This is a genomic window from Actinomycetospora flava, assembly GCF_037400335.1.
GTDB lineage: Bacteria > Actinomycetota > Actinomycetes > Mycobacteriales > Pseudonocardiaceae > Actinomycetospora > Actinomycetospora flava.
This window is the reverse complement of the sequence record NZ_JBBEGM010000008.1, coordinates 218404-237747: the sequence shown is the minus strand read 5'-3', so window position 1 is coordinate 237747 and position 19344 is coordinate 218404. Positions and strand designations below refer to the sequence as shown.

The 19344-nt window shown below is 75.6% G+C and carries 18 protein-coding genes; 10 read left to right on the top strand and 8 right to left on the bottom strand.

Annotated elements, in window-relative coordinates:
• Positions 1-40 precede the first annotated feature (40 nt).
• Positions 41-1906, top strand: coding sequence for an HNH endonuclease signature motif containing protein (locus WCD58_RS19970; RefSeq protein WP_337704814.1), 1866 nt, complete (start codon positions 41-43; stop codon positions 1904-1906).
• Positions 1907-1937: 31 nt separating this feature from the next.
• On the opposite strand, the gene WCD58_RS19965 is transcribed toward WCD58_RS19970, so the two are convergent.
• A complete protein-coding gene (locus tag WCD58_RS19965) occupies positions 1938-2660 on the bottom strand; it encodes an ATP-dependent DNA ligase (protein ID WP_337704885.1) in 723 nt (240 codons plus the stop codon).
• 164 nt (positions 2661-2824) lie between these two features.
• Here WCD58_RS19965 and ku point away from each other — a divergent pair, with 164 nt between their 5' ends.
• Complete coding sequence (ku, locus tag WCD58_RS19960; protein WP_337704813.1) at positions 2825-3862, top strand: non-homologous end joining protein Ku; 1038 nt, start codon at positions 2825-2827, stop codon at positions 3860-3862.
• 6 nt (positions 3863-3868) lie between these two features.
• On the opposite strand, the gene WCD58_RS19955 is transcribed toward ku, so the two are convergent.
• Positions 3869-4093, bottom strand: coding sequence for a copper ion binding protein (locus WCD58_RS19955; RefSeq protein ID WP_337704812.1), 225 nt, complete (start codon positions 4091-4093; stop codon positions 3869-3871).
• A gap of 126 nt (positions 4094-4219) precedes the next feature.
• Between WCD58_RS19955 and WCD58_RS19950 the strand changes: the two genes are divergently transcribed.
• Together WCD58_RS19950 and WCD58_RS19945 are read left to right on the top strand one after the other, a co-directional pair.
• A complete protein-coding gene (locus tag WCD58_RS19950) occupies positions 4220-4807 on the top strand; it encodes a type 1 glutamine amidotransferase domain-containing protein (RefSeq protein WP_337704884.1) in 588 nt (195 codons plus the stop codon).
• A 95-nt stretch (positions 4808-4902) separates the two neighbouring features.
• On the top strand, positions 4903-6009 hold the full coding sequence (locus WCD58_RS19945) for a YncE family protein (protein ID WP_337704811.1): 1107 nt from the start codon (positions 4903-4905) through the stop codon (positions 6007-6009).
• On the opposite strand, the gene WCD58_RS19940 is transcribed toward WCD58_RS19945, so the two are convergent.
• Positions 6010-7227: an LCP family protein gene (locus tag WCD58_RS19940; RefSeq protein ID WP_337704810.1), complete on the bottom strand. Its 1218-nt coding sequence runs from the start codon at positions 7225-7227 to the stop codon at positions 6010-6012.
• Positions 7228-7581: 354 nt separating this feature from the next.
• On the bottom strand, positions 7582-8274 hold the full coding sequence (locus WCD58_RS19935) for a TetR/AcrR family transcriptional regulator (protein ID WP_337704809.1): 693 nt from the start codon (positions 8272-8274) through the stop codon (positions 7582-7584).
• 76 nt (positions 8275-8350) lie between these two features.
• Between WCD58_RS19935 and WCD58_RS19930 the strand changes: the two genes are divergently transcribed.
• From WCD58_RS19930 to WCD58_RS19905, 6 genes are all read left to right on the top strand, one after another.
• Positions 8351-9892 (top strand): flavin-containing monooxygenase, encoded by a 1542-nt coding sequence (locus tag WCD58_RS19930; RefSeq protein ID WP_337704808.1) that lies wholly within the window; start codon positions 8351-8353, stop codon positions 9890-9892.
• Between the two features lie 22 nt (positions 9893-9914).
• Positions 9915-10811: an SDR family oxidoreductase gene (locus tag WCD58_RS19925; protein ID WP_337704807.1), complete on the top strand. Its 897-nt coding sequence runs from the start codon at positions 9915-9917 to the stop codon at positions 10809-10811.
• A gap of 113 nt (positions 10812-10924) precedes the next feature.
• Positions 10925-12130, top strand: coding sequence for a cytochrome P450 family protein (locus tag WCD58_RS19920; protein WP_337704806.1), 1206 nt, complete (start codon positions 10925-10927; stop codon positions 12128-12130).
• 45 nt (positions 12131-12175) lie between these two features.
• A complete protein-coding gene (locus WCD58_RS19915; RefSeq protein WP_337704805.1) occupies positions 12176-13330 on the top strand; it encodes an Hsp70 family protein in 1155 nt (384 codons plus the stop codon).
• 22 nt (positions 13331-13352) lie between these two features.
• Positions 13353-14186, top strand: coding sequence for a DNA-formamidopyrimidine glycosylase family protein (locus WCD58_RS19910; RefSeq protein ID WP_337704804.1), 834 nt, complete (start codon positions 13353-13355; stop codon positions 14184-14186).
• Positions 14141-14956: an endonuclease/exonuclease/phosphatase family protein gene (locus WCD58_RS19905; protein ID WP_337704803.1), complete on the top strand. Its 816-nt coding sequence runs from the start codon at positions 14141-14143 to the stop codon at positions 14954-14956. The genes WCD58_RS19910 and WCD58_RS19905 overlap by 46 nt, the downstream gene beginning before the upstream one ends.
• Positions 14957-14984: 28 nt before the next feature.
• On the opposite strand, the gene cobA is transcribed toward WCD58_RS19905, so the two are convergent.
• The 4 genes from cobA to WCD58_RS19885 are packed head-to-tail and all read right to left on the bottom strand — an operon-like array spanning position 14985 to position 19310.
• A complete protein-coding gene (gene cobA / locus WCD58_RS19900) occupies positions 14985-16196 on the bottom strand; it encodes a uroporphyrinogen-III C-methyltransferase (RefSeq protein WP_337704802.1) in 1212 nt (403 codons plus the stop codon).
• Positions 16193-17929 carry a nicotinate-nucleotide--dimethylbenzimidazole phosphoribosyltransferase gene (gene cobT, locus WCD58_RS19895; protein ID WP_337704801.1) on the bottom strand — a complete coding sequence of 579 codons (1737 nt, stop codon included), beginning with the start codon at positions 17927-17929 and terminating at the stop codon, positions 16193-16195. The genes cobA and cobT overlap by 4 nt, the downstream gene beginning before the upstream one ends.
• Positions 17926-18954, bottom strand: coding sequence for an Rv2231c family histidinol phosphate aminotransferase CobC (cobC, locus tag WCD58_RS19890; protein WP_337704800.1), 1029 nt, complete (start codon positions 18952-18954; stop codon positions 17926-17928). The genes cobT and cobC overlap by 4 nt, the downstream gene beginning before the upstream one ends.
• On the bottom strand, positions 18951-19310 hold the full coding sequence (locus WCD58_RS19885) for a hypothetical protein (RefSeq protein ID WP_337704799.1): 360 nt from the start codon (positions 19308-19310) through the stop codon (positions 18951-18953). Before WCD58_RS19885 ends, cobC begins: the two co-directional genes overlap by 4 nt.
• Between the last annotated feature and the right edge of the window lie 34 nt (positions 19311-19344).

The following is a 19344-nucleotide window of genomic DNA, read 5'->3' as shown; positions in this document are numbered from 1 at the left end:
GCGGCCCGCGGTGTCGGTGGGGCGTGACATACTCGAACACATGTTCGAAGGATTCGTCGACGAGAGCGCTCCGGCCGCCCTGGCCGGCGTCCTCCCGGGTCCGGAGCTGGGCGAGCACCTGATCGCCGCCGAGCTCCTCGCCCCGGATCCTTCGCCGGCCGACCACTCGCCGGACGGCGACGCGGCCTGGCGGGCGGCCGTCCGCGACGGGCTGGACCGGGTCGCGGGGTGGGCGCGCATGAGCGCGTGGGCCCAGGCGCAGGAGATGATGACGGTCGAGTCGCTGGTCTCCGGTGCCGTCGCGCGCGCCGAGCGGCGCCCGCCGGGCACGCTTCTCGACGATCACGTGGGCGGGGTCGGCGCCGAGGTCGACTCGGTGACCGCCGAGCTGGCGCTGACCTGGCAGGTCGCCGGGCGCACCGCCACCCGCCGCGTCGACGAGGCGGTCAGCCTCGTGGGCGGGCTGCCGCTGCTCGTGGAGGCGATGCTCGACGGGCGCCTCGGTCTCGCCCACGTCCGCGCGGTCGCCGGGGTCCTGCTCGACCTCGATCCCGAGCTGCGCGAGCGCATCTGCCGCGACCTGCTCGAGGGCACCGCTGCGGGCCGCCAGATCGCGCGCACGCCGGCCCAGCTGGCCGGCGCGGCGCGCCGGGCCGCGATCCGCCTCGATCCCGCGAGCGCCCGCCGCCGCGAACGGGCCGAAGCCCGCGAGCGCGGGGTGCACCTCGGCGCGGAGGACCACGGCATGGCCACGGTCACCGCCTACCTGCCCGCCGCCGAGGCCCTGCTGCTCTACCGCACCATCGACGCCCACGCCCGTGTTGTGGCGTCGAGGGACGACGAGGGTGAGCGCTCCCCCGACGCGCGGCGGGCCGATGCCCTGACCGACCTCGTCACCCTCGGCGCCCTCGCAGCGGCCGGGGCCGTGGCCGAGCCGGCGGAGGAGGCCGGAGACGGGGCGGACGCGGACGACCGGGGCGGCGATCCGGGTGCGGGGTCGTGCGCGTGCCCGCCGCCGGGTCACGCGGCCCGGCGCCCGGCGGAGGACGCCGCCGAGAACGACCCCGCCGAGAACGACGCCGCCGAGAACGACGCCGGCGCGCTCGTCCCCGCGCCGCGGCGGCCCGACGACGAGGGCACGCCCGCCACGTCATCACCGGCGGGAAGACCACCAACGGAGAGACCACCGGCCGGGACCACACCAGCCTCCCCGCCGCCCTCCCCACCGCCCTCCCGACCGCGGGATCGGCCTCGGGCTCGACCGCGGGGAGCGCCGTCAGGGTCTCCCGGTCGGCGGGGGTCGGTGCAGGTCCGGGTCGTGGTCTCCGCCGACACGCTCCTCGGGTTCGACGAGCGTCCCGCCGAGCTCGTCGGGTACGGCCCGATCACCGCGGAGGCCGCGCGCGCCCTCGCCGCCGAGGCCGACGCGACGTGGCGGCGCGTCCTCACCGACCCCCTGTCCGGCGCCGTCGTCGACGTCGGCCACCGCCGTTACCGACCACCCGCCGCGATGGCGGACCACGTCCGCCACCGCGACCTCCACTGCACCTTCCCGGGCTGTCGCGTGCCCGCGCAGGCCTGCGACCTCGACCACCTGGTGCCCTTCCGCCCCGGCGATCCCGGGGGCCGGACGGCGGCCGACAACCTCGGTCCCGAGTGCCGCCACCACCACCGGATCAAGCACCTGCCCGGGTGGACGGTCGCCCGCGGACCGGGCGGCTCGGTCGTCTGGACCACGCCGTCCGGGCGCCGCTACCGCACGATCCGGCCCGTCCTGCTGCCCGCGACACCCGACACGGTCCCGACACCGACACCAGCACCCGCACCGACACCAGCACCGACACCGACACCCAGGCCGAGCCCGCCGGCTCGGGTCGGAGGACGCAGCGATGACCCACCGTTCTGACCCCGGCTCACCGGCCGCGCCGCGGCGCCTCTCAGAAGAGGGTGTCGTGCTGGGGCGTGCGCTCGCGCCGGGCGTGGCGGGGCCGCCGGGACGCGGGCGGGGTCGGAGACGCGGGACCCGCCGGTGGCACGGGTGGAGGCTGCGGGGTGCGGGTCCCCGCCTGCGCCGGGAGGAGGGCGGGGCCGGTGGCGAGGGCCGGGTCGACGCGGACCCAGTCGCCCGCCGAGTCGCCCGAGCGGTACGGCGTCCCCCGGCGCTTCGCGATCACCCCGGACAAGTGCTGCGCGATCACGCCCGAGAGCAGGGCCGGACCGTCGTCGTAGGCGGGCGAGATCTGGATGCGGGAGGCCTGCGAGAGGTCCAGCCGCGCGAGCACGGCCCGCCGCTCCTCCAGGGGGCGCGGGTCGAGCGGCACCCCGTAGAGGCGCATGACGTCGTAGACCATGAACACCGCCGGGCGCTCGCGGGCCATCGCCCGGGCGCGGCCGGCGTCGGCGATCCGGAGACGCTCCCCGAGCGCGTCGCCCGAGGGGCTGCCGCCGTCGAGCATCACCGCCTCCCCGTCGAGCAGGCCGTCGGCGACGGCGTCGACCAGGCCGGCGAACTCGGGGAACCGCGCGGTGACGTCCTCGCCGTCCGCGGTGCGCAGGGTCAGCTCGCCCTGGTCGACGTCGGCGAGCAGCCGGACGCCCGCCCAGTCGACCTCGTAGCTCCAGGCGCCGTCGACCGGCAGGTCGCCGGGGACGGGGAGCATCGGACGCACCCGGCCATCGTGCCTCCGCCGACCGACAATCACGGGGACCGGGGTCGGCGCGTCCTTGACTGGGACGAATGGGGCCGGTGGGGCATGCTGGTCCCGACGCAGGGTGAGCGCGTGTCGACCGCGCCGACCGACCTGCCCGCCGAGAGGGGCCGATGATGCGCGCGATCTGGAACGGCGCGGTGTCGTTCGGGCTCGTGAACGTGCCGGTGCGGCTGTACGCCGCCACCACGAACCACGACATCCGTTTCCACCAGGTGCACGAGCGCGACGGCGGGCGCATCCGCCAGAAGCGCACGTGCTCGGTCTGCGGCGAGGAGGTGCAGTACTCCGAGATCGCGAAGGGCTACGAGACCGACGACGGCCAGCTGATCATGCTGGACGACGACGACCTCGCGACGCTGCCGGTCGCGTCCGGCCACGAGATCGACGTGGTGCAGTTCGTGCCGTCGGATCAGATCGACGCCCTGCTGCTCGACAAGAGCTACTACCTCGAGCCGGAGAGCAAGGCCGTCAAGCCCTACGCACTGCTGCGCGAGGCGCTGCGCGAGACCGACCGGATGGCCGTGGTGAAGGTGGCGCTGCGGCAGCGCGAGACGCTGGCGCTGTTGCGGGTCCGCGACAACGCGATCGTGCTGCAGACGATGCTGTGGCCCGACGAGGTCCGCGAGCCCGAGTTCGAGACGCTCAACACCGAGGTCGACCTGCGTCCGCAGGAGATGCAGATGGCGTCCTCGCTGGTCGAGAGCCTCTCGGGCGAGTTCGAGTCCGACCAGTTCGAGGACGACTACCGCCAGGCCGTCTCGGACCTCATCGAGTACAAGCGCGAGCACGGCGGCGGGCGCCCGACCCCCGAGGCGGCCCCCGCCGACGAGGGCGACGACATGACCGACCTGCTCACCGCCCTGCGGCGCAGCGTCGAGGCCGCCGGCGGCAAGGCCCCGGCCGAGGAGCCGGCCGCCGCGACCGCCGCGACCGCGTCGACCGACGAGGCACCGGCCGAGGAGGAGAAGCCGAAGCGCTCGCGCTCGCGCACCAAGAAGACCGAGGAGGCGACCGAGGCGAAGGCGGAGGAGGCCACCGAGGAGGCCCCGAAGAAGTCGACGCGGTCGAAGAGCTCGACCAAGAAGAAGGCCGACGACGACGAGACCGCGGCGGCCTCGACCTCGAAGGGCCGGCGCAGCAAGACCGCCTGAGCGGGCTCAGCCGGCGAGCGCCTCCTGGTCGGGGACGTCGTAGCCCTGGTCCTCGATCACGTCGACGAGCGCGCGCACGGTGACGGCGTCGTCGTGCTGGACGTGCACGCTGCGGGAGTCGACGTCGACCTCGACGGTCTGCACGCCGTCGAGCGGCCCGACCGCGCCCTCGATCGCCGACTTGCAGTGCCCGCAGTGGATCTCGGGCACGGACAGGGTGGTGCTGGCCATGGCGCGGCCTCCGTTTCGTCGCGGCGGGGTCGGGGGAGCCCCCGGCGTCAAGCGACACCGTCCTCCTGCGGGGACGCGTGCATACCCCCCGAGGGTACCGATGACGTGAGGGAGCACTGCGCGACCATGGCCGAGAACAACCAGCTTCAGGGCAAGACCATCATGTTCCTCTGCGCCAAGGAGGGCACCGAGCAGGTCGAGCTGACCGAGCCCTGGAAGGCGGTCGAGGAGGCCGGTGGCACGCCGGTCCTGGTCTCGGAGACGCCGGGTTCCATCCAGGCCTTCAACCACCTCGACAAGGGCGACCGCTTCGACGTCGACGCGGTCATCACCCAGGTCAAGATCGAGAACTACGACGGCCTCGTGCTGCCGGGCGGGGTCGCCAACCCCGACCTGCTGCGCACGATCCCGGACGTCGTCCAGGTGGTCGGGCAGTTCTTCGCGAACCGCAAGCCGGTCGCCGCGATCTGCCACGCCCCGTGGACGCTCATCGAGGCCGACGTCGTGCGCGGACGCCGCCTGACGTCGTTCCCGAGCCTCGCGACCGACCTGCGCAACGCCGGCGCGGAGTGGGTCGACGAGGAGGTCGTCGTCGACCAGGGGCTCGTCACGAGCCGCAACCCCGACGACCTGCCCGCCTTCTGCCGGACGCTGGTCGAGGAGTTCGCGAACGCGCCGACCCCGGCCCACGCCCTCTCCGGCGACCAGGCCTGACACCGCCCCGAGCCACGACGCCGACCGGTCCGGTGCGCTGGGCCGGTCGGCGTCATCGCGCGCGGACGCCGGGAGCAGCGCCATACTCCCGGCCCATGCGCAGACGCACCGCCCGCGCCGTGGCCGCCCTCGGCCTGATCGCGGGCCTCGCGCTCGCCGGCTGCAGCAACGAGCCACCCCCGGCGCCGCCGACCCCCGCCGCGCCCCCGACGACGACCACCGGCTTCCTCCCGCCGGGCGTCCCCACCGAGGGCACCCGCCCGCCGACGGACCAGCTCCCCCTCGCCGCCGAGCCGCAGGGCGCCCCCGCGCCGACGGCCACCCCGCCCGGCCGCCAGGTCGAGGTCGGCCCCGCCCCCGAGGGCGTGGTGGTCGACCCGGTGACGCGGACGGTCGCGGTCACCAAGCGCAACCCCAACGAGCTCGTCCTCCTCGACGCCGACACCGGCGCGGTCCGCACACGCACCCCGCTGCCGGGCTTCGTGCGCCACCTCCAGCTCGCCGCCCCGGGCGGTCCGGTGCTCGTGCCGGTCGAGAGCGCCAACGCCGTCGTGCGCGTCGCGCTGCCCGGCGGGCAGGCCGACCCTCCGCTGGTCGTCGGCACCGTGCCCCACGACGTCACCCAGGCCCCGAACGGCACGGTGATCGCCGCCGACGAGCTCGGCGGGACCGTGTCGGCGGTGCGCGGCGACCGGGTCGTCAAGGTCTTCACCGACGGCGTGCAGCCCGCGGGCGTCGCCCCGGTCGGCGACACCGTCGGCATGATCGACGTCCGCAAGAACACGCTGACCACGTACGACGTCGCCGGTCTGCGCATCGTCGGCGAGGCCCCGGCGGGTGCCGGCCCGACCCACCTCGTCGCCGACCGCCACGGCCGCATGATCGCCACCGACACCCGCGGTGACGCGGTGATCGTCTTCGAGCCGACCACCGGGCCGAACGGCGGCCCCCGCGAGGTCGCCCGCGTCCCCCAGCCCGGCGGGCCCTACGGCATCACCTACGACCCGGTCCGCGACCGCCTCTGGGTCGCGTCCTCGGGCACCAACGAGGTCGTCGGCTACGACATGACCGCGCCCCAGCCGCGCGAGGTCGCCCGCGTGGCGACCGTGCAGAACCCGTACACGGTCGGCGTCGACCCGCAGACCGGACGTCTGTACGTCGCCGGCGTCTCCACCGGCGTCGTCCAGATCGTCGACCCGTGATCAGCCTCCGGTGATCAGGTCCTGAGGGATCGCCTCGTCCTCGCGGATGGCGTCGAAGTACTGCCCGGACTTCTGCCGGTTCCAGACGACGCCGCCGGAGACGCTGGTCGAGAGGTCGATCGGGACGGTCGACGTCACCCCGCTGCCCCCGGAGAGCGACCGCATCGCGAACCCGAGGCTCGCGAGGTTCCAGACGTGGGTGCTGTCGTCGACCGTCAGCGTGGCGATCGCGGAGTTCGCGAACGGCACGATGCGGAACGGGTTGAGCAGCACCGTCGGGCTGGACGCCTCGGAGATCAGCGCGGACAGGAACTTGCGCTGGTTCTGGATGCGCTGGAGGTCGGCGTTGGGGAACGCGCGGGTGCGGACGAAGCCCAGCGCGTTCGGGCCGTCCAGGTCCTGGCAGCCGGCGGGCAGGTCGATGCCGGCCTTCGGGTCGTCGATCGGCTCGTCGAGGCACATGTTGACCCCGCCGATCGCGTCGACCATGCCGGCGAAGCCCTCGAAGCCGATCTCCGCGTAGTGGTCGATCTCGATGTCGGCGTTCTGCTCGATGGTCTGCACCAGCAGCTTCGGGCCGCCGATCCCGTAGGCGGAGTTCAGGCGCCCGCGCCCGTGTCCGGGGATGGAGAGGATCGAGTCGCGCGGCAGGCTCGTCAGCGACGTCTGACCGCCGAAGCCGCCGACGTGCACGAGCATCATCGTGTCGGTGCGGCTGCCGTCGACCTCGCCGGTGGAGAGCTGCTGGGCGGCCGCGTCGTCGAGGCCGGCGCGGCTGTCCGAGCCGATGATCAGCCAGTTGGTGCCCGAGCTCGCGGAGCCCTCGTACTCGGGCAGGGCGTCGATCCGCGTCATCTGCGTGTCGAGGTAGATCCCGAAGCTGACGAGCAGCAGGGCCAGCACCGCGAGCACGGCACCGATGCGCTTCGGCCAGCTCCAGCGCGAGAACGGGCCGCCACGACCGCCGCGCCCGCCACCCCCGGAGCGCGACCAGGCCGGGCGCTCGGGGATGCGCTCGCGCCACGAGGGGCGCTGCCGCTCCTGCGCCGCGCGGGCGACGTCGGGGTCGAAGCCGACCTGCGGATCGCGGTTCCAGTCGGGCCCCCCGACGCGCGTGGGCTGCTGGCGCGGGCCGCCGTTCGGCGGCGCGGCACCGCCGCCACCGCGACCGGCGCCGCGACCACCACCACCGCCGCCGCGACCGCCGCGGCCGGGCATCTGGAACCCGCCGGGACGCGGGGGCGGCTGGCCCTGCGGGGGCCCGGGAGGTGGACCGGCGGGGCGCCCGGGCGGGGGCCCCGGCGGCGGGCCGCCAGGACCCGCGGGGGGTCGTCCCCGGCCGGGGGGTCCGCCGGGTCGGTTCATCGCCGTCTCACCTCGCGCCTCGCGTCGACGGGGCGTCGGTGGACGCCCGGCCGGCTCTCGGATACCGACCGCGGGGCCGTCGTGGTCGATGAGGATACGCAGGCCACAGGGCCGCCCAGCGCCCCCCGCTCGTCCGGGCGCTCATGAACGGTCCCGATCACGCGGCCGGAGGGCGTCACACGTCCGGCCGAATGTGGATCGGCGCGCTCAGCCCTCCGGCCGCGCCGTGCGGTCGATCACCGCGAGGATCAGCTCGGTGACGGTCGGGGTGAGCTCGCCGAGCCGGTCGCCGCGCCCGTCCTCGACGGCGTCGAGCACCAGCTCGTTGATGCCGCCGACGAGCGCGAGGGCGGTGGGGTGCGGCAGCCCCCGCACCCCGGCGAGCTCGGGGACGGCGGCGGGTCCCGACTCGCCGGAGGCCCAGCGGGCGGCGCCGAGGGCGATGAGGGCGGAGAGCTGCTCGGCGAAGCGGTTGAGCACCTCGCGCCGCACCCGCCAGCCCCGCGCCCCGAGCCCGTTGATCTCGGTGAGCAGCGTGCGGGTCAGCGCCGGCTGCTCCGCGAGCGCGGCCAGGTAGGCCGAGGTGCCCGCCGTCACCTCGTCGGCGAGCGACGGCGTCGCCGCACCCGGGGCGGCCTCGACGACCGGGGCGACGGCCTCGGCGATCCGGGTGAGCGGCTGCTCGGCGGCGGTGACGTAGGCGGCGAGGAAGCAGTCCTCGCGGTCGGAGAAGTGCTGGTAGAAGGTCCGCTTGGAGACGCGCGCGGCGGCGACGACGTCGGCCACGGTGACGGCCGCGTAGCCCCGCTCGGCGACCAGTGTGATCATCGCCTGGACGAGGCGGTCGCGGTGCGCGGAGCCGGCGGCACCCACGGATCCGGTGGCGGCGGGAACGGACACTGGACAACGGTACCACCGCGTACCACACTGACTCCCCGATTCGGTACGCTCGCGTACCAAACGAGGAGGGTTCTTGATGAGCACGCCGACCCGGGTGAGAGACACGGCCACCGAGCAGCAGACCCCGCCGGGACCCGGCGACGGGCACGTCCCGCACCTCGCCGTCGCGATCGTCGGCAACGGCTTCTCCGGTCTCGGCACGGCCATCCGGCTGCGCCAGGCGGGCGAGGACAACTTCCTGATCTTCGAGCGGCACGACGACGTCGGCGGCACCTGGCGCGACAACTCCTACCCCGGCTGCGCCTGCGACGTGCCGAGCCACCTGTACTCGTTCTCGTTCGCCCCGAACCCGGACTGGAGCCGCTCGTTCTCGGGCCAGCCGGAGATCCACGCCTACCTGCAGCGCGTGTCGGCCGAGTACGACATCGACCGCTTCACCCGCCACCGCCACGAGGTCCTCGACGCGACGTGGGACGACGCCACGCAGCAGTGGACGGTCACGACGAGCCAGGGCGTCTGGACCGGCGACGCGCTCGTCCTCGGCTCCGGCGCGCTCTCCGACCCGTCGTTCCCCGACGTCCCGGGTCTCGACTCCTTCGAGGGGCCGGTCTTCCACTCCGCGACCTGGCGCCACGACCTCGACCTCACCGGCCGGAAGGTCGCCGTCATCGGCACCGGCGCGTCGGCGATCCAGTTCGTGCCGGAGATCGCGCCGGTGGTCGGTGAGCTCAAGGTCTTCCAGCGCACGCCGCCGTGGATCATGCCGCGGCAGGACCGGGCGATCACCGGGGTCGAGAAGCTGCTCTTCCGCTGGTTCCCGCCGGCCCAGCGCGCGGTGCGCGAGGCGATCTACTGGGCGCGCGAGACGTTCGTGTTCGGGTTCCGCGACCCGAAGCGCATGGCCAAGGCCGCCAAGATCGCCGAGGCGCACATGCGCCGCCAGGTGAGCGACCCGGAGCTGCGCGAGAAGATCACGCCGAGCTACTCGATGGGCTGCAAGCGCATCCTGCTGTCCAACGACTACCTGCCCGCGCTCGACCGGGACAACGTCGAGGTGATCACCGAGAAGATCGTCGAGATCCGGCCGCACGCCGTCGTCACCGCCGACGGCACCGAGCACGAGGTCGACACGATCATCGCCGGCACCGGCTTCGCGATCGGCGACCTGCCGATCAGCCACCGCATCCACGGGCGCGACGGCCGCACCCTCGCCGACCACTGGGCCGGCTCGCCGTACGCCCACAACGGCACGATGATCGCGGGCTTCCCGAACGCGTTCACGCTGCTCGGCCCCAACACCGGGCTGGGGCACAACTCGGTCGTGTTCATGATCGAGTCGCAGATCAACCTCGTGCTCGACACCATCCGCCACATGCGCGGACACGGCGTCGGCGCCGTCGAGCCCACCCGGGCGGCGCAGGACGCGTTCGTCGCCGAGATGCAGCAGAAGACGGAGGGCACCGTCTGGGTCGATGGCGGGTGCTCGAGCTGGTACCTCGACAAGCACGGACAGAACTCCGCCCTCTGGCCGACCTTCACGATGCCGTTCCGCCGCCGGCTGCGGCGCTTCCGGCCCGAGGAGTACGTGCTGACTCCCGTGGCCGCCACGCGCCGCTGACACGACACCCCGAGGAGACACCATGGCCACCGACCTGACCGGCAGCCTCAAGGACAAGGTCCTGTTCATCACCGGCGCCGCCCGCGGGATCGGCGAGGAGACCGCGCGGCGCGCCGCCGCCCGCGGCGCGCACATCGCCGCCGTGGGCATGGAGCCCGAGCGCCTCGAGAAGCTGGTCGCCGAGCTCGGCCCCGGCCACACCTGGGCGGAGTGCGACGTCACCGACCAGGCCTCGCTCGAGGCGGCCGTCGCGACGACCGTGCGCGAGCTCGGCGGCATCGACGTCGTCGTCGCCAACGCCGGCATCGCCAACCACGGCACGGTCGCCGAGAGCCCCGCCGACGTGATCGCCCGCGTCATGGAGGTCAACCTCATCGGCGTCTCGCGGACGGTGTCGGCGACGGTCGCCGAGGTCGAGAAGCGGCGGGGCTACCTGCTGCTCGTGTCCTCGCTCGCCGCGTTCACCGCGCTGCCCGGCATGGCCGCCTACTGCGGGGCCAAGGCGGGCGTCGAGAACTACGGCAACGCCCTGCGCTTCGAGCTCGCCCACCGCGCCATCGGCGTCGGCACCGCGCACATGGGGTGGATCGACACCGACCTCGTCCGGGACGTCAAGGCGGACTCGTCGACGTTCGAGGACACACTGAAGAAGCTCCCCTACCCGCTCGGCGCGCTGACCTCCGTCGAGGACTGCGCGAACGCGTTCCTCGAGGGGATCGCCAAGCGCAAGCGCCGGATCTTCGTGCCGAAGGCGGTCGCGCTGGTCGCGGCGGCGCGGCCGATCACGTTCTCGTGGCTCGGCGACCTGCCCGTCCTCGCGCAGGCCAAGCAGATGGTGCCCCGTCTGGAGGAGCAGTTCCGGAAGACCGGACGCACCTTCGGGGCGACCAGTGCGGGGATGGGGAAGGTGCGGAGCTGACCAGCGGGAGACGGAGCCTGCGGAGCTCGACCATCGACACGGCAGGGCCCCGGGCGCGCGCGTACGGTCGTCACTGAACCACCACTCAGTGAACCCGGAAGGGGTCCTGCTCCGTGACCGACGTCGCCCCCGCGCCGCTCTTCACCGACGACTACTGGCGCGACCCCTTCGCCGCTCTCGGCGAGCTGCGCGAGCGGGGCCCGGTGCACGAGGTCGACCTGCCCGAGGGCGGCCGGACCTGGCTGGTGACGCGGTACGCGGACGCCCGCGCCGTGATGTCGGACCCGCGCTTCGTCAAGGACTTCCGCAACACGCTGCCCGAGGAGCAGCGCGCCTCGGTCCCCGGCATCCCCTCGCCGGGCGGCGAGATGATGCTGCTCAACGACCCGCCGGTGCACACCCGCCTGCGCAAGCTCGTGGTCAAGGCGTTCACCGTCCGCCGGGTCGCCGCCCTGCGCCCCGGGATCGAGACGATCGCCGCCTCGCTGCTGACCGGCCTGCCCGGTGACGAGCCGGTCGACCTCGTCGCGGCGTACGCGATCCCGCTGCCGACGGCGGTGATCTGCGAGCTGCTCGGCGTGCCGGTGGAGGACCAGGACGCGTTCGGCGAGTGGTCGCGGGTCATGATCGACGACACCGGCGAGGCCGCGAGCATGCAGGCCAACGCGAGCATGTCCGCGTACCTGGCCGAGCTCGTCGAGCGCAAGCGCGCCGAGCCCGACGACGCGCTCATCTCGGCGCTCATCGAGGTGTCCGAGGAGGGCGAGCAGCTCTCGACCAACGAGATCATCGCGATGGCGATGCTGCTGCTCATCGCCGGCCACGAGACGACGGCGACGCTCATCACCAGCGCCGTCGAGCGGATGCTGCGCGACCCCGCGCTGCGCGACCGGCTCGCCGCCGCCGACTCCGACGAGCTGCGCGCGGCCATCGAGGAGTTCCTGCGCTGGGGCACGCCGATCGCCCAGGCGCCCCTGCGCTTCGCGTCCGAGGACGTCGACTTCGACGGGGTCGTCGTGCCCCGCGGCGCGATGGTGATGGTGTCCCTGGCGGCCGCCAACCACGACCCGGCGCGCTTCGAGGACCCCGACACCTACGAGCAGGGCCGCGACACCACCGGGCACCTCGCCTTCGGTCACGGCCTGCACTTCTGCCTCGGCGCGTCGCTGGCGCGTCTCGAGGCGGAGGTGGCCCTGCGCACCCTGCTCGACCGCTTCCCCGCGCTCACCGCGGGCACCGACCTGCCCGTGGAGCGGCGCCGCAGCGTGCTGGTGAACGCGTGGGCCCGGCTGCCGGTGCTGCTCGACGGGGAGCGGTAGCGGGGGACCGCGCCGTCGGCGTGACGCTGTGACACCCTGCCGCGGATGACCGGCATGACCGCCTCCGACGCCCGATGGACCCTGGCGGTCGACCACGGGACCACGACGACCGTGGGTGCGTGGGCCGACGTCGACCCGCGCGACGGGTGGGTGCGCGTGGGCCCGGTCGGCATCGACGGCTTCCCGACGATGCCCTCGGCGGTGCTCTCGCGCCCCGACGGCGCGGTCCTCGCCGGGCGTCCCGCGATCGAGGCCGGCGCGCTCGACCCGGCCGCGGCGCTGCTGCGCACCCGCCCGCACCTGGCGGCGAGCACCGGCGGCCCGCCCGAGCTGCTCACGCAGTACCCGCGCCCGACCACGGCGGTCGACGTCGCCACCGCGCTCGTCGCGAAGGTGATCCGGGCCGAGGCCGCCCGCCGCGCCACGCTGCCCTCGACGGTGGTGCTGCTGCACCCGGCGTCGTGGTCGTCGGCGGCGTGCGAGGCGCTGCGCTCGGCGGGGCGGGCGGCGCTCGCGGCGATCCCCTACACCTCGCCCGACCAGCTCCAGCTGCTCGACTCCCCGCGCGCCGCGGCCCACCGGCTCGGCGGGCAGGGGCGGCTGCTCGTCGTCGACATCGGCGGCGCCGCGACCGAGCTCGCGGTGGTCGACCGCGGCGGCGACGGCACCGGCTCGATCGCCGGGCTGCGGTCGGTCAACGTGGGCGCCGAGGTGCTCGACGACGCGCTCGCCCAGCTCGTGCTCGACCGCGCGCCCCAGCCCTTCAGCGCCCGCGTGCGCTTCGGCGGCGACCTCGAGGCCTACCGGGCCTGGTTCGGGCTGCGCACGAGCGTCCGCGACGGCAAGGAGGCCCTCGCGGCCAGCGGCACGGTCGCCGTGGGCCTGCCCCCGCTGCCGCCCGACAGCCCGGTGCCGGGGGTCGTCCAGCTCACCCACGCCGACCTGGGCGCCATGCTCGCCCCCGGCCTGGAGGAGATCGCGCAGGGCATCAGCGCCCTCGTCGACCCGCTGTCCGGGCCACGGCCGGCGATGCTGGTGCGCGGCGGGCTCGCCGAGATGCCGCGGGTGCGGGAGTGGCTCGCCGAACGCACCGGGTTCGGCCTGGCGCACGGCGGGGACCCGGGCGCGGTCTCGGCCTTCGGGCCCGCCTCGGGGGCGGCGGCGTGGGCCGCGGAGCGCCTGGGACTGGGGCGGCACTGACTCTCCGGAACGGGAGGATCGCGTGGAGGGTGACGCCGTCCACCGCTGCGCCGCCCGCCTCGACGCCCTCGCCGGCGCGACCGTCGTCCGCAGCGACTTCCGGACGCCGTCGCTCGCCACCGCCGACCTCGCCGGCCGGACCCTCGCCGATACCCGCGCCCACGGCAAGCACCTGCTCACGCGCCTGTCCGGCGGCTGGACCCTGCACAGCCACCTGCGCATGACCGGCTCGTGGACCGTGGTGCGCAAGCGGCGGGCCGACGGGCGCCCGGCGCTGCCGCGGGGCGTGCGCGCGGCGCTGACGCTCGACACCGGCGTCGCGCTGGTCGGCGTCGACGTGCCGGTGCTCGAGCTCCTGCGCACCCGCGACGAGCACCGCGTCGTCGGCCACCTCGGCCCGGACGTCCTCGCGGGCGTGCCCACCGCGACCCGGGACCGGTTCGACCTCGACGACGCCCTGCACCGCCTGCGCCGCGACCCCGCGCGCCCGGTCGTCGAGGCCCTCCTCGACCAGCGCGGCGTCGCCGGGCTCGGCAACCTCTGGGCGGTCGAGCTGTGCTTCCTGCGCGGGCTGTGGCCGTGGACCCCGGTCGGCGACGTCGACCTCGAGCCGCTGCTCGCCCTGGCCCGCCGCATGATCCGCCACAGCCTCGACCACGGCACCGGCATGACGACCACCGGCGTCAAGCGCCGCGGCGAGAACCACTGGGTCACCGGGCGCTCGAACCGCCCGTGCCGGCGCTGCGGCACGCTCGTGCGCTTCCGGCCGGCCGCGGGCTCCGGCGCCCCGTACAGCCGCGAGGTGTGGTGGTGCCCCTCGTGTCAACCGGCCCCGGCCGGGGCACCCGCTCGGTGATCATGCGACTGGCCACGTTCAACCTCCTGCACGGGCGCTCCCCCGCCGACGGCGTGGTCTGCCCCGACCGCCTCCGCGACGCCGTCACCGGCCTCGACGCCGACGTCCTCGCGCTCCAGGAGGTCGACCACGCCCAGCCGCGCTCCGGGCTCGTCGACCAGACGGCGCTGGCCGCCGAGGCGCTCGGCGCGCGCGACGCCCGCTTCGAGCCCGCCGTCGTCGGCACCCCCGCCGAGTCGTGGCGCCCCGCCGGCCCGGACGACGCCCCCGGCGCGCACCCGACCTACGGCGTCGGCCTCGTCAGCCGGCACCCCGTGGTCCGGTGGCACCGCATCCCGCTCGGCACCTCGCCCGCGGTCCTGCCGCTGCTCGTCGACGCGCGGCGCCCCGCGCTGGTCCGCGACGAGCCGCGGGTGGCGATCGCCGCCGAGCTCGCCGCACCGGCTCCGGTGGGGACGGTCGTCGCCGCGCACCTGTCGTTCACGCCCGGCTACAACGTCGTGCAGCTCGTGCGGCTGGCGCGGGCGGTGGCGCACCTGCCGGGCCCGGTCGTCATCCTCGGCGACCTCAACCTGCCCGGGCCGGTGCCGGGAACGGTGCTGAGGCGCTGGCGGTCGCTGGCACGGGAGGCGACCTTCCCCACCGAACGCCCGCGCGTGCAGTTCGACCACGTGCTCGCCGGTGCTGGCGCGCCGGCCGTCCGCACGGCGTACGCGGTGCCGACGAAGGTGTCGGACCACCGGGCGCTGGTGGTGGAGCTCGAGCCCTGACGGCACGCAGCGGAGCTGCCGCGTCGACTCAGCCCAGGTCGGCGACCGCCCCGATGACGATCACCGCGGGCGGGCGCACCCCGGCCTCGGCGATCGCGTGGGGCAGCTTCGCGAGCGTCGCGCGCGTCGTGACCTCCCCGGGCAGGCCGCCCTCCTGGACGGCGAGGGCCGGGGTCTGCGGGTCGCGGCCGGCGGCGACGAGCGCGTCGGTGATCGCGCCGATGTTCTCGACCGCCATGAGCAGCACGATCGTGCCGCGCAGGCGCCCGAGGGCGTCCCAGTCCACGAGCGACTGGGCGTGCCCGGGCGGGAGGTGCCCGGAGACCACGGTGAACTCGTGGGTGACGCCGCGGTGGGTCACGGGGACGCCGGCGAGCGCCGGAACCGCGATGGCGCTGGTGATGCCCGGGACGACCTCGACCTCGACGCCGGCCGCGGCGCAGGCCTGGATCTCCTCGAGGCCGCGCCCGAAGACGAACGGGTCGCCGCCCTTGAGCCGCACCACGCGCCGACCGGCGAGCGCCTCCGACACGAGCACCTCGTTGATCGTGTCCTGGCTCATGTAGCGCCCGCGGGGCAGCTTGGAGGCGTCGATGATCGTGACGTCGGGCGGCAGCTCGTCGAGCAGCGGCTGCGGGGCGAGCCGGTCGGTGACGACGACGTCGGCCTGCGCCAGCGCCTGCCGCCCGCGCACGGTGATCAGCCCCGGGTCGCCGGGGCCGCCCCCGACCAGCGTGACGCCGGGGCGCACCGCGCGGTGGCGGCGGTCGACCAGGGTGCCGCTGCGCAGCGCCTCGACCGCGCTGTCGCGCACGCCCGTGGCCCGCCGCGGGTCGCCGCCGCCGTGCACGGCGACGGTGATGTCGTCGTAACGCCCGACGGCCGGGGTGACGGCGGTGCCGGCGTCGGCCTCGTCGGCGCGCACACAGAACACCCGCAGGCGCTCGGCCTCCGCGGCGACGGCGGCGTTGACCGCGGGGTCGTCGGTGGCCGCGACCGCGTACCAGGCCTCGGCGAGGTCGCCCTCGGCGTAGGCGCGGGCGTGCCAGGTGATCTCGCGGGAGTCCGCGAGCGCCGACAGGGCGGTGGTCAGCGTCGGGCTGACGACGACCGTGTCCGCGCCGACCTCGTGCAGCCCGGCCACGCGGCGCTGGGCCACGGACCCGCCGCCGACCACGACGACCCGCCGGCCGTGCAGGTGCAGGCCGACCGGGTACACGCGCGTGCTCGACTCGGTCACGCGTCCCTCCCGTCCTTCTCGGTCACCCCGGCCGCGTCGAAGGTCGCGACGTCGGCGAGCGCGCGGGCCGCCGCGGTCACCACCGGCACCGCCAGCAGGGCACCGGTGCCCTCGCCGACCCGCAGCCCCAGGTCCAGCGTGGGCGCCAGGCCGAGGTGCTCGAGTGCCAGGGTATGGGCCGGTTCGACCGAGCGGTGCCCCGCGATCCAGGCGTGTGACGCGGTCGGGGCCAGCGCGTGCGCCGCGAGGGCCGCCGCGCCGGACACGACGCCGTCGAGCACCACGGGTGTGCGCAGGGCCGCGGCGCCCAGCAGGAAGCCGGCGAGCCCCGCGTGCTCCAGCCCGCCGACCGCGGCGAGGACCCCGATCGGGTCGGCCGGATCGGGGTGGTGCAGCGCCAGCGCCTCGGCGACGACGGCGACCTTGCGGGCGTGGGTGGCGTCGTCGATGCCGGTGCCGCGGCCGGTGACCTGCTCGGCGGTCGCACCCGTGAACGCCGCCACCAGCGCGGCCGCGGCCGTCGTGTTGGCGATCCCCATGTCGCCGGTGACGAGCAGGCGGTTGCCGGCGGTGACGAGGTCGCGGGCGGCCTCGATCCCGGCGCGCAGGGCGGCGCGGGCCTCGTCGCGGGTCATCGCGGGCCCGGCGGTCATGTCGCGGGTGCCGGCGCGCACCTTGCGCGGGAGCAGGCCCGGCGCCGACCCGAGCTCGGCGGCCACGCCGACGTCGACGACCTGCACCTCCGCGCCCACGGTCGCCGCGAACGCGTTGACCGCGGCGCCGCCGGCCAGGAAGTTGGCGACCATCTGCGCGGTCACCTCCTGCGGCCACGGCGTCACGCCGCGGGCGTGCACGCCGTGGTCCCCCGCGAAGATCGCGACCACGGCCGGCTCGGGCAGCGGCGGCGGGCAGGAGCCGGCGAGGCCGGACAGGCGGACGCCGACCTCGGCGACCCCGCCGAGCGCGCCCGGCGGCACGGTCATGCGGGCCAGGTGCTCGCGCGCGGCGGCCTCGCCCTCCCCGGGGTCGAGGTCGGCGAGTGCCGCGAGCGTCTCGTCCAGCGGATCCATGCGGTGGTGTCCCCAGGTGTCCTCGTGCACGGCCCACGCCAGCGGTCGGCGGTGGGCCCATCCGGCGGTGGCGAGCTCGGGCTCGTCGGCGAAGCGCTCGACGTGCCCGACACACAGGTAGGCGACGACCTCGAGGTGCTGTGGCATCCCGACCCGCCGTCCGAGCAGCTCGGCGAGCTCCCGCTCGCGGAAGAAGCTCACCCAGCCGACGCCGAGGTCCTCGGCGCGGGCGGCGAGCCACAGGTTCTGCACGGCGCCGGCCACCGAGTGCGCGGCCATGCGGGGCTGGGTGTGCCGGCCCAGCACGTGGCGCCCGCCGCGGGTCGGGTCGCAGGTGACGACGACGCCGAGCGGGGCCTCGCGGATCGCTTCGACCCTGAGCCCGGCGAACTTGCGGGCGCGGGCTGTCGGGAGACTCTCCGCGAACTCGCGGCGCTGTTCCTGCGCGAGCGTGGCCAGCTCGTCGCGCAGCTCCGGCGAGCGCAGGACGAGGAAGTCCCAGGGCTGGGAGAAGCCGACGCTCGGGGCGGCGTGGGCGGCCTCGAGGACGCGGTGGAGGCGGTCGTCGTCGACGGGGATGTCGACGAAGCCGGTGCGCACATCGCGGCGGGCGCGCAGGACGCGGTGGAGGGCGTCGCGGTCGCCGTCGTGGAGGGCGCTCACGGGAGGATTCCGGTGAGGGTCTCGACCAGCCGGTCCGTGGTGGCGCGGTCCCGCACCGCGATCCGGACGTGCTCGGTGTCGAGGCCGGGGAAGGTGTCCCCGCGGCGGACGGCCAGCCCCCGGTCGCGCAACTGCCGGTGGACGTCGGACCGCCCCGGAGTGCGCACGAGCACGAAGCTCGCGGCGGGGGTGCCGCGGACGTCGAGGCCGTCGATCCCCCGCAGCGCGTCCACGAGATGGTCGCGGTCGGCGGCGAGCGCGCGGGCGGCGTCGTCGGCCTCCGCGCGGGCGGCGGGGCTGCTGCACACCTCGAGCGCCACGAGGGCCGGCGTCGACACCGACCACTTCGGCGCGGCGGCGCGCAGGCCCGCGGCGAGCCCGGCGGGGGCGAGCGCGTAGCCGACGCGCAGCCCGGCGAGCCCCCAGGTCTTGGTCAGGCTGCGGAGCACCACGAGCCCGGGGAGGTCGCGGCGCCCGGCCAGCGAGTCGGGCTCGCCGGGCGCGGTGTCGATGAACGCCTCGTCCACCACGAGCGTGCGCCCGGGGCGGGCGAGGCGCGCGAGGACGTCCGCGGGGTGGCGCACCGAGGTCGGATTGGTGGGGTTGCCGACGACCACGAGGTCGGCGTCGTCGGGGACGGCGTCGGGGTCGAGCACGAAGTCGCCGTCGAGAAGGACACGGTCGACCTCGTGCCCCGCGGCGCGCAGGGCGGCCTCGGGCTCGGTGAACTGGGGGTGCACGACCACCGCGTGCCGGGGTCGCAGAGCCCGCGCGAGCAGCACGAACGCCTCGGCGCCGCCCGCGGTCGGGACCACCTCGTCGCCCGGGCGGCCATGGCGCTCGGCGAGCGCGGCGACCGCCCGCCGCGGGTCCGGGTAGGCGGCGACGTCGTCGAGGCTCGCGGCGAGGCGGTCGCGCAGCCACCGCGGCGGCGTGCCCGTGCGGACGTTGACGGCGAGGTCGACGAGACCGGGGCCGACCTCCGTGTCGCCGTGGTGGTGGAGGTCGTGGTGCGTCGCCGTCACCGTCGCGCGCGGGCAGCCCGGAGCAGGACCGTCTCGGCCTCGGGCACGGACGCGGCGAGCACGGAGGTCACCGCCGACGGGACGGCGCCCTCCTGCCAGCCGGCGCCGTGCATGCGGTCGAGGAGCTCGCGGGCGAGGGCGTCGACCCGCTCGGCGGCCTCGTCGTGGTCGCGGACGGGTCCCTCACCGAGCAGGTCGAGGGGCAGCTGGCCGGCGCCGGCGAGCACCCGGCGCAGGTCGGCGAGGAGCCGGTCCTCGCGGCGGACACGGAGCGCAGCGGAGCTGGACCATCCGGACTGCCGGCTTCGCGTCACCACCGGGTGCGGGCGTGCGTGCGGGGTCGCGGGAGCGTGCATGTCGTTGCCGGCCTTCCTCGGGTGCCTCGCCCGA